We start from the raw sequence: 13,150 nt of genomic DNA, 5'->3' as shown, positions 1-13,150 counted from the left end.
GGTCAGCGCACGCGGCTGTTCCGTCGCGCACGTATGAGCGGCAGGCTCAGTGCGAAGAAACAGAGCAGGGCGCCAATCAGGGCGAAGCCGCTGCCGGCCAGGAACGCGGTGCGACCATCGTCGATCTTCCACAGTTGGCCGGCAATGAGTGCGCCGAGCACACCGCCGACACCGGACGAGAATCCGTACAGCAGCCCCTGGCCATGCCCATTGAGGCGACCGGGGAAGTAGGTCGCCAGCATCTGCATCGCTGCTGCGAAGAACGCCGCAAAGCCCAGCGCGTGCGCGCTCTGCGCCAGCAGCATCACCGGCAGGTTTTCCGGGAACAGTGCGGTCACGGCCCAGCGCAGGCAGGAACTGACCAGCGCGATCAACAGCATCCAGCTGGCGTCATAGCGGCGGAAGAAGCGGCCGATGGTGAAGAACACGCCCACTTCGAAGACCACACCGATGGTCCACAACAGGCCCAGGGTGGAGGTGCGGTAGCCGTGATGGTCCATGTAGACCGAAAAGAACGTGTAGTACGGGCCGAAAGACAGTTGCTCCATGAAGGCGGCCAGGAAGAACGCCAGCACCGGCGGTCGGCGCACGATCTGCCAGAAGCCGCTGGCGTCGCCGCCGGTCTTGCCGACGCCGCGCGCGTAGTGGTTGCTGAAGGCCGAGGCGACCAGCAGCGCGAACAGTGGCAGCATCATCCACGGCAGCAGCCCGGCGTGGCTGGCCGTGCCGTCATCTTCGATCAGCCAGCCGAACAGGGTCACGACGGCGATGAAGCCGAGCGAGCCCCAGACCCGGATCAACCCGTAGCGATGGCTGTCGTTGCCCAGATGGGTGAGGGTGATCGACTCGAACTGCGGCATCACCGCGTTGTAGAAGAAGCAGAACACCACCATCGCCGGGTACATCCACGGCTGTGGCAGCGGCAGCAGGAATACCGCGAAGCTGAGCAGGGTCAGCACGCAGCCCGCGCGCAGCAGGCGGATCGGTCGTGGCGATGCGGCCGCCAGCGAGGTCCAGGTGCTGGGCGCGATCACGCGGGTGGCGTACCACAGGCCCATCATCACGCTGATGGCCGTCACGCTCATGCCGCGCGCGGTCAGGAACAGGCTCCAGTACGGCGTGAACGCGCCCAGTGCCGCGTAGTAGAACAGGTAGAAGCTGGAGAGGCGTGCAACGGGAACGGTCATCGCGGAATGATGAGGCAAAAAAGGGGACGGAGGGAATTAAGTCGTTTGTGCATAAGCGACTTAATCCCCTCCGTCCCCTTTTTGTGTCATTCGGGGTCGTAGTCGAGGTTGGAGGCCAGCCAGCGTTCGGCCTGGGCGCGGTCCACGCCCTTGCGGCGGGCGTAATCGCTGACCTGTTCGCGGCTGAGCCGGCCGACCACGAAGTACTGGCTCTGCGGATGGCTGAAGTAGTAGCCCGAGACAGCGGCCGTGGGCAACATCGCGAAGCTCTCGGTCAGTTCCATGCCGGCGTTTGCTTCGGCCTGCAGCAGGTCGAACAGGCGCCGTTTCTCGCTGTGTTCCGGGCAGGCCGGATAGCCAGGCGCCGGCCGGATGCCGCGATACTGCTCGTCGATCAGGGCGTCGTTGTCCAGCGCCTCGGCGCGCTCATGGCCCCAGAATTCGGTACGCACGCGCTGGTGCAGGCGCTCGGCCAGCGCCTCGGCGAGGCGGTCGGCCAGTGCTTTCAGCAGGATCGCGTTGTAGTCGTCATGCTCGGCCTCGAAGCGCGCGACGTGCGCGTTGATGCCGATACCGGCAGTGACTGCGAACGCGCCGATCCAGTCCTGCTTGCCACTGTCGAGGGGCGCGATGAAATCGGCCAGGCAGAAGTCCGGGCGCTCGGCCGGCTTGTCTACCTGCTGGCGCAGGAAGTGCAGGGTGGTTTCGCCCTGCGGGTGCTGCACGCGGACGTCGTCGCCGATGCTGTTGGCCGGCCACAGGCCGAACACGGCCTTGGCCGTCAGCCACTTCTCGCCGACGATGCGCTCGAGCATCGCGCGCGCATCGCGGTACAGCTCGCTGGCCTGGGTGCCGACGATCTCGTCGGTGAGGATGGCCGGGAACTTGCCGGCCAGCTCCCAGGCCTGGAAGAACGGCGTCCAGTCGATGTAGTCGACCAGCTCGTCCAGCGGGTAGTCGTCGAATACGTGCAGGCCGGGGTGTTCCGGTGCCGGTGGCATGTAGCTGTCCCAGCCGCCCTGGAATTTCTGCGCGCGCGCATGTTCCAGCGTCACCAGGCGCTTGGCGTCGCCACGGTTGCGGTGGCGGGCGCGGATCTCGGCATAGTCGGCCTCGTTGGCCGCGACGAAGGCTTCGCGCAGGTCGCGTGAGATCAGCGACTGGGCCACGCCCACCGCGCGCGAGGCGTCCTTCACCCACACCGTAGGCGCTTTGTAGTGCGGGTCGATCTTCAGCGCGGTGTGCGCGCGCGAGGTGGTGGCGCCGCCGATCAGCAGCGGCAGGTCGAAGCCCTGGCGCTCCATCTCGCGGGCGACGTGGCTCATCTCCTCCAGCGACGGGGTGATCAGTCCGGACAGGCCGACCAGGTCGGCGTTGTGCTCGCGGGCGGCATCGAGGATCTTCTGCGCCGGCACCATCACGCCCAGGTCGACCACCTCGAAGTTGTTGCAGGCCAGAACCACGCCGACGATGTTCTTGCCGATGTCATGCACATCGCCCTTCACCGTGGCCATGATGATCTTGCCATTGCTCTTGGCGGTATCACCGCTGCGTGCCTTCTCCGCCTCGATGTACGGCAGCAGGTAGGCCACCGCCTTCTTCATCACGCGTGCGGATTTCACCACCTGCGGCAGGAACATCTTGCCGGCACCGAACAGGTCGCCCACGATGTTCATGCCGTCCATCAGCGGACCCTCGATCACGTCCAGCGGGCGGCTGGAGGCCTGCCGGGCCAGCTCGGTGTCTTCCTCGACAAAGGCATCCAGGCCGTGCACCAGCGCATGTGCCAGGCGCTGCGCCACCGGCTTCCCGCGCCAGGCCAGGTCCTCGGTCTTCGCCGCGCCCTTGCTGCCCTTGTAGCGCTCGGCGATCTCCAGCAGGCGCTCGGTGGCATCGCTGCGGCGGTTGAGGATCACGTCCTCGACGCGCTCGCGCAGCTCAGGCTCCAGCTCGTCGTAGATCGGCATGGCGCCGGCGTTGACGATGCCCATGTCCATGCCGGCGGCGATGGCGTGGTAGAGGAACACCGAGTGGATGGCCTGGCGCACCGTTTCGTTGCCGCGGAACGAGAACGAGACGTTGGAGACGCCGCCGGAGACGTGGCAGTGCGGCAGGGTCTGCTTGATGATGCGGGTGGCTTCGATGAAGTCCACCGCATAGTTGTCGTGCTCTTCGATGCCGGTGGCGACGGCGAAGATGTTCGGGTCGAAGATGATGTCCTGCGGCGGGAAGCCGATCTCGTCGACCAGGATGCGGTAGGCGCGGGTGCAGATCTCGACCTTGCGCGCGCAGGTATCGGCCTGCCCGCTTTCGTCGAAGGCCATGACCACCGCGGCGGCGCCATAGCGCAGGACCTTGCGCGCGTGTTCGCGGAACAGCGCCTCGCCTTCCTTCAGCGAGATCGAATTGACCACGCTCTTGCCCTGCAGGCACTTCAACCCGGCTTCGATCACGCTCCACTTGGAGGAGTCGACCATGACCGGGATGCGGGCGATGTCCGGCTCGGACATGATCAGGTTGAGGTAGCGGGTCATCGCCGCTTCCGAATCGATCAGGCCCTCGTCCATGTTGACGTCGAGGATCTGCGCGCCGCTGGCGACCTGCTGGCGGGCCACGTCCACCGCTTCTTCGTAGCGGCCTTCCTTGATGAGCTTGCGGAACTGCGCACTGCCGGTGACGTTGGTGCGTTCGCCGACGTTGATGAACAGCAGGTCCGGAGTGATGACCAGGGGTTCCAGGCCGGACAGGCGGGTAGGGCGGACAGGCGTCATGGCAGGCGTCGGCTCAACAGCAGGAGGGCGGGAAGTGTGGAACGGTGGCGGCGACATTCATGCGGCCTGCTCCTGGACACCGGGCAGGGCGCGCGGCGGCAGCCCGGCCACGGCGCGGGCGATCGCACGGATGTGGTCGGGGGTGGAGCCGCAGCAGCCGCCGACCAGGTTCAACAGGCCATCCTCGGCGAAGCCGCGCAGGGTGGTGGCCATCTCTTCAGGCGTTTCGTCGTACTCGCCGAAGGCGTTGGGCAGGCCCGCGTTGGGGTGCGCGCTGACGTAACAGTCGGCGACCTGCGAGAGGGTTTCCACGTGCGGGCGCATCGCCTCGGCGCCCAGCGCGCAGTTCAAGCCGATCGACAGCGGGCGCGCATGCGCCAGTGACGCATGGAAGGCCTCGGCGGTCTGCCCGGACAGGGTGCGCCCGGAGGCGTCGGTGATGGTGCCGGAGATCATCACCGGCAGGCGTGCACCACGCGCGTCGAAGGCCTCCTCCAGCGCATACAGCGCGGCCTTGGCATTGAGCGTGTCGAAGATGGTCTCGACCATGAGGGTGTCGGCGCCGCCATCGATCAGGCCCTCGATGGCTTCGCGATAGGTGTCGCGCAACTCGTCGAAGCTGGTGTTGCGGAAGCCCGGATCGTTGACGTCGGGACTGATCGAAGCGGTGCGGCTGGTGGGACCGATCACCCCGATCACGAAGCGCGGCTTGCCCGGCGTGGCCGCAGCCACCGCATCGCAGCAGGCGCGTGCAACGGCGGCGCCGGCCTTGTTCAGCTCGTACACCAGGTGTTCGAGGTGGTAGTCGGCCTGGCTGACCGAAGTGGCGTTGAAGGTGTTGGTCTCGACCAGATCCGCCCCGGCGTCCAGGTATGCGGTATGGATGTCGGCGATGACCTGCGGCCGGGTCAGCAGCAGCAGGTCGTTGTTGCCCTTCAGGTCATGGCCTTCAGGCGTGCCGTGGTCGCAGCCGGGACCGTGCGCATGGTCATAGCCACCGGCGAATCGCTCGCCGCGGTAGTCGTCTTCCTGCAGACCATGGCGCTGGATCATCGTGCCCATCGCGCCGTCGATGATCAGGATCCGCTCGCGCAGGGCGTCGAGCAGGGCGTTGGCACGGTCAGGATGCAACCAGGGCAGGGCGGGCATGGTGGTCTCGGGCTCAGGGCTTGTTGGCGATCAGCGAAATCACTTCGAAGTGCGGCGGACGCTTCTCGCGGGTGACCGTTTCCAGGCTGGACACCTGCAGGCCGGCCTTGTCGACGAACTTGCGCAGCTCCTTGTCGCTGAAGCCGAGGTTGACGTGGCCATAGGCCTCCACCGCTGCCTTGTGCTCGTGACGGGCCAGGCTGCACAGCAGCAGGCGGCCGCCCGGGCGCAGCACGCGTGCGGCTTCGGTTACGGCCTGCGCAGGCTTGCTGGCATAGGTCAGCGCGTGCATCAGCACCACCAGGTCGAAGCTGCCGTCCTTGAACGGCAGGGCATGCATGTCGCCCTCGCGGACTTCCACATTGGGCAGCCGGCGCAGACGCTCGCTGGCAGCGGCGACCACGCGCGCGCTGGTATCGATGCAGATGTAGCGCTTGGCGTGGGGGGCGACCAGTTCGGCCAGCACGCCGTCACCGGAGGCGATGTCCAGCACGTCGCCGGTCTCCAGCAACGGCAAGGCGGTGCGCGCCAGCGCCTCCCAGGTACGGCCCGGAGAGTAGTGGCGCTCCATGTCGCCGGCCACGCTGTCGGCCCAGTTCTGGTCAGAGGCGCGATGGGCCAGCACTGCAGCCACGCGCTCGGCATCCTGGCGCAGCAACGGGTCGTCGCTTCCGTTGCTCAAGGCATGCCACAATGCACGCTGCGCCGGGTCCAGCTGGGCTTCGTCGAAACGGTAGTAGGCCGACACGCCGGCACGGCGGTCGCGGACCAGGCCGGCTTCCTTCAGGCGCGCCAGGTGGGTGGACACGCGCGGCTGCGCCAGCCGGGTGATTGCCGACAGTTCGGCCACGGTCAGTTCCTCCTGCTCCAGCAGCGCCAGCAGGCGCACGCGGGTGGCATCGGCGAACACCTTCAGGCGGGTCGACCAGTCTTCCAGATCCATAAATATCTACCTATCGCGATATAGAGATATATTCGCCGAGGAGGCTGCCGCGGTCAAGTCGCCAGCGTACGGAAACAGCCGGCCCCCGGTACAATCGGAGCACCTGGGCGCGCCGTATGCGGCCCATAACTTCATGTACCCGGGAGGGTGTTGTGGATTTCAGCTTTACCGAAGAGCAGTTGATGCTGCAGGACGTGGCGCGGCGCATCGCGCAGGAAAAGATCGCCCCCAGCGCGGAGCACCATGACCGCACCGGCGAGTTCCCGCTGGACAACATCCGCCTGCTGGGCGAGAACGGCCTGATGGGCATCGAAGTGCCGACCGAGTACGGCGGTGCGGGCATGGACCCGGTTGCGTACGTGCTGGCGATGGTGGAGGTCGCCGCCGCCGACGCCGCTCACTCGACCATCATGTCGGTCAACAACTCGCTGTTCTGCAACGGCATCCTCACCCACGGTACCGAGCAGCAGAAGCAGACCTACGTGCGTGCCATCGCCGAAGGCACCGCCATCGGCGCGTTCGCGCTGACCGAGCCGCAGTCCGGTTCCGATGCCACTGCCATGCGCTGCCGCGCGGTGAAACAGGCCGACGGCACCTTCGTCATCAATGGCAAGAAGAGCTGGATCACCTCCGGCCCGGTGGCCAAGTACATCGTGCTGTTCGCGATGAGCGAGCCGGACAAGGGCGCGCGCGGCATCACCGCCTTCATCATCGATACCGACAAGGCCGGTTTCGGTCGTGGCAAGACCGAGCCCAAGCTGGGCATCCGCGCCTCGGCCACCTGCGAGATCGAGTTCAACGATTACGTGGCGCAGGCCGAGGACGTGCTGGGCCAGGAGGGCGAGGGCTTCAAGATCGCCATGAGCGTGCTCGATGCCGGCCGCATCGGTATCGCCTCGCAGGCCATCGGCATCGCCCGTGCCGCCTATGAAGCGACCCTGGAGTACGTGAAGGAGCGCAAGGCCTTCGGTGCCGCCATCGGCACCTTCCAGATGACCCAGGCCAAGATTGCCGACATGAAGTGCAAGCTGGATGCAGCGCTGCTGCTGACGTTGCGCGCGGCTTGGGTGAAGGGCCAGGGCAAGCGCTTCAGCAACGAAGCCGCCATCGCCAAGCTCACCGCCTCGGAAGCGGCGATGTGGATCACCCACCAGGCGGTGCAGATCCACGGCGGCATGGGGTATTCGAAGGAGATGCCGCTGGAGCGTTACTTCCGTGATGCCAAGATCACCGAGATCTATGAAGGCACCTCGGAAATCCAGCGCCTGGTGATCGCCCGCAACGAAACCGGGCTGCGCTGAGACGCAACGGCCGCGCCGCTGCAAGGGCGGCGCGGCCGGTCGATCCACGCCACGCGTGGATGCGCTGTGCTCTTGGCCGAACGATGCCGGATCTGTTCCAATGCAGGCCGTTTCCATACGGTCTGCACAGATGATCTATCGTGGTTGGGGAATCCTGACACTGATCACGCCGATCGCAGCGATCCTGCTGCTGGCGTATTTCTTCCCGCACGCAGGCCCCAAGGGCAACACCCCACTCTCGCAGGTGTTGCTGGGTGCCAGCATTGGCGCGGCGGTGAACGTGCTGCTGGGCCTGTGGCTCAACCGGGCACCCCGGCAGAAGGGCGAAGTGGCGCCCCATCATTTCTTTTTCGTGCCGATGCAGTGGGCTGCACTGGTAATCGTGGCAGTGTGCGTGGTGGTCGCGCTGTTGCGCTGAGACGTGACTCGAACGGCGCCCACCAAGGTTGGCGGCCACCGGGCATGCCGTTGCCCTGGTAGATGCCAACCTTGGTTGGCATGAATTCAAAGGCGGCAAGAAAAAGGCCCCGGATCGCTCCGGGGCCTTTTCGTTTCAGCGCACTGCCGGATCAACGATCCGGGCGGTGTGCAGCATCCGCGTCGCGCTGGCGTTCCATGAACTCCTTGGACGGTTCATCCAGCTTGTCGCCCAGCATGCGGCGCACGACCACGAAGAACACCGGGATCATCAGCAGGCCGAGCAGGGTGGCGAACAGCATGCCGCCGATCACGCCGGTACCGATGGCGTGGCGGGAATTGGCGCCGGCGCCGGTGGAGATCGCCATCGGGATCACGCCCATGATGAACGCGAACGAGGTCATCAGGATCGGGCGGAAGCGCAGGCGGGCCGCTTCGATGGTGGCATCGCGCAGGTTCTTGCCGGCTGCGCGCTGCTCCACCGCGAACTCCACGATCAGGATCGCGTTCTTCGCGGCCAGGCCGATCACGGTGATCAGGCCGATCTTGAAGAACAGATCGTTGGGCAGGCCGCGCAGCATCGACAGGCCCAGTGCGCCCAGCACGCCCAGCGGCACCACCAGCAGCACCGCCACCGGGATCGACCAGCTTTCATACAGGGCGGCCAGGCACAGGAACACCACCACGATGGACAGCACCAGCAGCAGCGTGGCGGCATTGCCGGCCAGGATTTCCTGGTAGGACATGCCGGACCAGTCGTAGCCGAAGCCGGCCGGCAGGTCGTCGTTGACGATGCTCTCCATGGTCTGCATCGCTTCGCCCGAGCTGGTGCCCGGGGCCTGCGAGCCGACGATGTTGATCGCCGAGTAGCCGTTGTAGCGGCTCAGCGACGGCGGTGCCGACACCCATTCGGACTTGACCACCGTGTTGAGCGGGATCATCGCGTTGGTGCCATCGGCGTTCTGGGTCAGGGTGGAGGGGCTGTAGAAGCTCTTCAGCGACTCCTGGCCGGTGCGGTACGGGCCATCGGCCTGCATGGTCACGCGCTTGATGCGGCCTTCGTAGAAGAAGTCGTTGACATAGACCGGGGCCAGCATCAGCTGGATGGTGCTGTACACGTCCGACACCGACATGCCCATCGACTGCGCCTGCACGCGGTCCACGTGCAGCTGCAGCTGCGGGGCGTTCTCCAGCCCGTTCGGACGCACGCCGACCAGGGCTTCGGGCTTCTGCGCGGCCTTGCCCAGCAGGATGTTGCGCGCCTGGGTCAGCTGTTCGTAGCCGGCACCACTGCGGTCCTGCAGCCACATGTCGAAGCCGCCGAACTGGCCGAGGCCCTGCACGGTGGGCAGGTTGACCACGAAGATCTGCGCTTCCTTGATGCCGTAGAACGCGCCGTTCATGTTCTGGATGAACTCGGGCGCGGTGAACTTGCGTTCCTCCCACGGCTTCAGGCGGATGAAGCCCATGCCCACGTTCTCGCCGGAACCGACGAAGCTGAAGCCGGCCACCTGCAGCATGCCTTCATAGCCATCCTGCTTTTCCAGGATGCCACGCATCTGCGCGAAGACTTCGTTGGTCTGGCCCTTGGTCGAGCCCGGCGGCAGCTGCACGATCGCCAGCGCATAGCCCTGGTCTTCTTCCGGCAGGAAGCTGCCCGGCATGCGGGTGAACAGGAAGCCGCACAGCGCGGTCAGCACCACGAACAGGATCATCCAGCGCGGCGCATGGCGCACCGCCGAGGTGATGTGGCCCACGTAGGTGTGGCTGATCTTGTCGTAGTACTTGTTGAAGGTGCGGTAGACGATGTTCGGGTTGTCGTTGTGCGTCGGCTTGAGGAAGGTCGCGCACAGCGCCGGGGTGAAGCCCAGTGCCAGGAACGCCGAGAACGCCATCGAGATGGCGATGGTCAGGGCGAACTGCTTGTAGATCTCACCGGCGGCGCCGCCCTGCAGGGCGGACGGGATGAACACCGCCGCCAGCACGACGGTGATCGCCACCACCGCGCCGGTGATCTGGGTCATCGCCTTCTGCGTGGCCGGCTTCGGCGCCAGGCCTTCCTCGCTCATGATGCGTTCGACGTTCTCGATCACCACGATCGCATCGTCGACCACGATGCCGATCGCCAGCACCATCGCGAACAGGGTCAGCTGGTTGATCGTGAAGCCGATCATCCACATGCCCAGGAAGGTACCGAGCAGGGCGACGGGGATGACCAGGGTCGGGATCAGTGTGGCGCGGAAGTTCTGCAGGAAGATCAGCATCACCAGGAACACCAGCAGGACCGCTTCAAACAGGGTCTTGACCACTTCCTGGATCGAGATCTTGACGAAGGTGGTGCTGTCGTACGGCGAGAACCAGGTCACCCCGGACGGGAAACTGGGCTGCAGCTCGTCCATCTTGGCGCGCACCGCTTCGGCCACGTTCAGGGCGTTGGCGCCCGGCAGCAGCTGGATGGCGAAGGCGCCGGTCGGCTTGCCGTTGTACTGGGTGTCGAAGCCGTAGTTGTTGGCACCGAAGGCGACGCGGGCGATGTCCTTGAGCAGCACGCGCGAGCCATCGGCGTTGGCGCGCAGGATGATGTTCTCGAATTCCTGCGGCGAGCTGAAGCGGCCTTCGGCCGAGACCGTGGCGGTGAAGTGCTGGCCTTCCGGCGACGGGTCCGAACCCAGCGCACCGGCGGCGAACTGCACGTTCTGCGCACGTACCGCGGCCAGTACCTGGCTGGCCGACAGGCCATAGCCCTGCATCTTCTCCGGGTTCAGCCAGATGTTCATGGCGTACTCGGAACCGAACTGCTGGGTGCTGCCGACGCCGGGGATACGCGAGACCTGGTCGAGCACGCGCGAGCCGACGATGTCGTTCAGGGCGTCACGGTTGATGGTCGGGGTATCGGACTGCAGCGCCACCACCATCAGGAAGCCGGCATTGGCCTTGGCCACCACCACGCCCTGCTGGGTCACTTCCGAAGGCAGTCGTGGCGTGGCCAGCGACACCTTGTTCTGCACCTGCACCTGGGCGATGTCCGGATCGGTACCGGTCTCGAAGGTCAGGGTGATCTGCGCGCGGCCGTTGGAGGCCGACGAGGAGCTGAAGTACAGCAGGTGATCGATACCGGTCAGCTGCTGCTCGATCACCTGGGTGACCGATTTCTCGGTGGTGTCCGCGCTGGCGCCCGGGTAGGTCGCCGAGACGGTGACCTGCGGCGGGGCGATGTTGGGATAGGACTCCACGCCCAGGTTGAGGATCGCGATCACGCCGCTGAGCGAGATCAGGATCGCAACCACCCAGGCGAAGACTGGATGTTCGATGAAAAATTTAGGCATGACGGAAGGTTCCCGTTACTGCTTGTTCGAATCGGTGGCGGCCGGCTTGGCCGCATCGGCCTGTTCCGGCTTGGCCGCGTCGGCCGGTGCCTTGCCTGCCGCCGGTGCTGCGCCCGCCGGAGCGGCGCCGCCTGCGGCAGGCTTGCCGTTGGCGTCCTGCCCCGGGGTCCACGGCTTGGCCACCGCCGGTGCACCTTCCTTGACCTTCTGCACGCCGGCCACGATCACCTTGTCACCGGCGGCCAGACCGTCGCTGACCAGCCAGTTGCCGTTCTGCGCGCCATCGGTCTTCACGTTCTTGCGCACCACCTTTCCGTCGGCACCGACCACCATCACGTAGCCGCCGGTGGTGTCACGCAGCAGCGCCTGCTGCGGCACCAGGTAGGCATTGTTGCGCTCGCCCAGGTTGGCCTGGAAGCTGACGAAGGCGCCCGGCAGCAGGATCTGCTGGGGGTTCGGCAGCAGCGCACGCAGCGACACCGCACCGGTGGCCGGGTCGACCGTGGTCGAGGAGAAGTCCAGCGTGCCCGGCTCACCATAGGTGCTGCCGTCGGCCAGCTTGACGTTGACCGTGGCCTTGCCGTCGCCGGACAGCGCCAGCGAGCCCTTGGCCTGCTGCGCGCGAAGCTGGGTCAGCTCATCCACGCTCAGCGAGAAGTTCACATACAGCGGGTCGAGCTGGTCAACGGTGGTCAGCAGGGTCACATCGCCCTGGCCGACCAGCGCGCCCTCGGTGACCTGCTGCTTGTTGGCCACGCCACTGATCGGCGCGGCCACTTCGGCGTAGCCCAGGTTGATCCGCGAAGAGGTCACTGCCGCTTCGGCCTGCTTGACGGCGGCCAGGGCGGTGCGCTCGGCCGATTCGGCGTTGTCCAGGTCGGACTTGGAGACGAACTGCTGCGGCGCCAGCGAGCGCGCGCGATCGGCGGCGACCTTGGCATTGGCGTAGGTGGCGCGGGCCGAAGCCAGCTGGGCCTCGGAGGCGTTGAGCGAGGCACGCAACGGCGCCGGGTCGATCAGGAACAGGGTCTGGCCCTGCTTGACCTGCGAACCTTCCTGGTAAACGCGCTTGAGCAGCACGCCGGGTACGCGTGCGCGGACGTCGGCGCTGCGGAACGGCGACAGGCGGCCGACCAGCTCGCGCTGCAGCGGCAGGGTCTGCGGCTTGGCGTCGATCACGCCCACCTCCGGCGGCGGGGGCGTCTGCTGTTCCGGCTTCTTGCAGGCAGCCAGCGCGACAGCAACGGCGCACGTCAAGGCAAGGGTGCGGAGTGGGGCGGTCATCAGGAGGAACTCCGGGGTTGGTTTGTAGACGGGGCCGGCGACGGCTGTGGCGCGAACGCGCGCAGGAAGCTGTCGACGGAGAACTCTGCCCAGCGCCGACGCAGGAGCGCGTCATCACGATGGGGGGTATGGAAGCGCTGTTTGTCGAAATCCTGACCGGCGATCATGCTCAGCAGCAGTTCGGCCATGAAGTGCGGGTCGTCATGCCGGAGCTGGCCTTGCATGCAAACGGTTTCAATCCATTCAGCAAGATGAAGCGTCAGCGCGCCGGCACCGTGCCGGTACAGCGTACGCGCCTCTTCGGGAAACTGGGCTGCCTCGGCTGCAATCAGCCGGCAGGCCTGTCCTACGTGCGGTTGGTTGAAATGCTCCAGGAAGTCGGTGGCGAACTGGAGAAGGCTGGCACGCAGGTCGTCACCGCGGAGTGCACGCAGCATGGCCCCGGTGGCGTGGCCGACGTGGCGCTGCATCACCCGGCGCAGCAGTTCCTGCTTGCTGCCGTAGCGCGAGTACAGGGTCTGCTTGGAGCAGCCGGCATGCTGGGCCACTGCGTCCATGCTCATCTGCATGCCCTGCTCGGCCAGCAGTCTGCGCACGGCATCGAACACGCGCTCATCGCGCGCGTCGAGGGCAACGGGGAGGTAGGCCGGGTTCACGCGGTGGACTATACCGTCCAGTTCAGGATTGTGGAATCGAATCGGCGTCGCCGCGTGTGTCTTTCGGTAACACGCTTTGCCGATCCTGTCGGCAGTGCTGAAGCAGGCGCCAGCTC

General features: G+C 66.1%; 9 protein-coding genes. 2 read left to right on the top strand and 7 right to left on the bottom strand.

Annotated elements, in window-relative coordinates; genetic code table 11:
- Positions 1–2: 2 nt before the first annotated feature.
- From ACT6SE_RS13575 to ACT6SE_RS13560, 4 genes are all read right to left on the bottom strand, one after another.
- Positions 3–1,187 carry an MFS transporter gene (locus ACT6SE_RS13575; protein WP_046431568.1) on the bottom strand — a complete coding sequence of 395 codons (1,185 nt, stop codon included), beginning with the start codon at positions 1,185–1,187 and terminating at the stop codon, positions 3–5.
- Positions 1,188–1,273: 86 nt separating this feature from the next.
- Complete coding sequence (gene metH, locus ACT6SE_RS13570; protein ID WP_046431567.1) at positions 1,274–3,958, bottom strand: methionine synthase; 2,685 nt, start codon at positions 3,956–3,958, stop codon at positions 1,274–1,276.
- Between the two features lie 57 nt (positions 3,959–4,015).
- Positions 4,016–5,107 (bottom strand): homocysteine S-methyltransferase family protein, encoded by a 1,092-nt coding sequence (locus ACT6SE_RS13565; protein ID WP_014647681.1) that lies wholly within the window; start codon positions 5,105–5,107, stop codon positions 4,016–4,018.
- Positions 5,108–5,120: 13 nt separating this feature from the next.
- A complete protein-coding gene (locus ACT6SE_RS13560) occupies positions 5,121–6,050 on the bottom strand; it encodes an ArsR/SmtB family transcription factor (protein WP_014037755.1) in 930 nt (309 codons plus the stop codon).
- A 152-nt stretch (positions 6,051–6,202) separates the two neighbouring features.
- On the opposite strand from ACT6SE_RS13560, the gene ACT6SE_RS13555 reads away from it, so the two are divergent.
- Both ACT6SE_RS13555 and ACT6SE_RS13550 read left to right on the top strand, forming a co-directional pair.
- Positions 6,203–7,351 carry an acyl-CoA dehydrogenase family protein gene (locus ACT6SE_RS13555; RefSeq protein ID WP_014647680.1) on the top strand — a complete coding sequence of 383 codons (1,149 nt, stop codon included), beginning with the start codon at positions 6,203–6,205 and terminating at the stop codon, positions 7,349–7,351.
- 130 nt (positions 7,352–7,481) lie between these two features.
- Positions 7,482–7,769 carry a hypothetical protein gene (locus tag ACT6SE_RS13550; protein ID WP_046431564.1) on the top strand — a complete coding sequence of 96 codons (288 nt, stop codon included), beginning with the start codon at positions 7,482–7,484 and terminating at the stop codon, positions 7,767–7,769.
- A gap of 151 nt (positions 7,770–7,920) precedes the next feature.
- Here the strand turns inward: ACT6SE_RS13550 and ACT6SE_RS13545 are convergent, their stop codons facing one another.
- Genes ACT6SE_RS13545 through ACT6SE_RS13535 form a run of 3 tightly spaced genes read right to left on the bottom strand, consistent with a single transcriptional unit; the run spans position 7,921 to position 13,034 of the window.
- On the bottom strand, positions 7,921–11,094 hold the full coding sequence (locus ACT6SE_RS13545) for a multidrug efflux RND transporter permease subunit (RefSeq protein WP_046431562.1): 3,174 nt from the start codon (positions 11,092–11,094) through the stop codon (positions 7,921–7,923).
- A gap of 15 nt (positions 11,095–11,109) precedes the next feature.
- A complete protein-coding gene (locus tag ACT6SE_RS13540; RefSeq protein WP_046431561.1) occupies positions 11,110–12,378 on the bottom strand; it encodes an efflux RND transporter periplasmic adaptor subunit in 1,269 nt (422 codons plus the stop codon).
- Positions 12,378–13,034: a TetR/AcrR family transcriptional regulator gene (locus ACT6SE_RS13535; protein ID WP_046431559.1), complete on the bottom strand. Its 657-nt coding sequence runs from the start codon at positions 13,032–13,034 to the stop codon at positions 12,378–12,380. The genes ACT6SE_RS13540 and ACT6SE_RS13535 overlap by 1 nt, the downstream gene beginning before the upstream one ends.
- Positions 13,035–13,150 lie beyond the last annotated feature (116 nt).

It is taken from the genome of Stenotrophomonas sp. LC732 (assembly GCF_052446685.1).
GTDB lineage: Bacteria > Pseudomonadota > Gammaproteobacteria > Xanthomonadales > Xanthomonadaceae > Stenotrophomonas > Stenotrophomonas muris.
Note: the sequence above shows the minus strand (reverse complement) of the source record. Positions and strands in the feature narration are given on the sequence as shown.

Excerpts from the sequence above, each read along its gene's own strand:
- metH (WP_046431567.1), bottom strand. The coding sequence starts at position 3,958 with ATGACGCCTGTCCGCCCTACCCGCCTGTCCGGCCTGGAACCCCTGGTC.
- ACT6SE_RS13575 (WP_046431568.1), bottom strand. The coding sequence starts at position 1,187 with ATGACCGTTCCCGTTGCACGCCTCTCCAGCTTCTACCTGTTCTACTAC.
- ACT6SE_RS13565 (WP_014647681.1), bottom strand. The coding sequence starts at position 5,107 with ATGCCCGCCCTGCCCTGGTTGCATCCTGACCGTGCCAACGCCCTGCTC.
- ACT6SE_RS13560 (WP_014037755.1), bottom strand. The coding sequence starts at position 6,050 with ATGGATCTGGAAGACTGGTCGACCCGCCTGAAGGTGTTCGCCGATGCC.
- ACT6SE_RS13550 (WP_046431564.1), top strand. The coding sequence starts at position 7,482 with ATGATCTATCGTGGTTGGGGAATCCTGACACTGATCACGCCGATCGCA.
- ACT6SE_RS13545 (WP_046431562.1), bottom strand. The coding sequence starts at position 11,094 with ATGCCTAAATTTTTCATCGAACATCCAGTCTTCGCCTGGGTGGTTGCG.
- ACT6SE_RS13540 (WP_046431561.1), bottom strand. The coding sequence starts at position 12,378 with ATGACCGCCCCACTCCGCACCCTTGCCTTGACGTGCGCCGTTGCTGTC.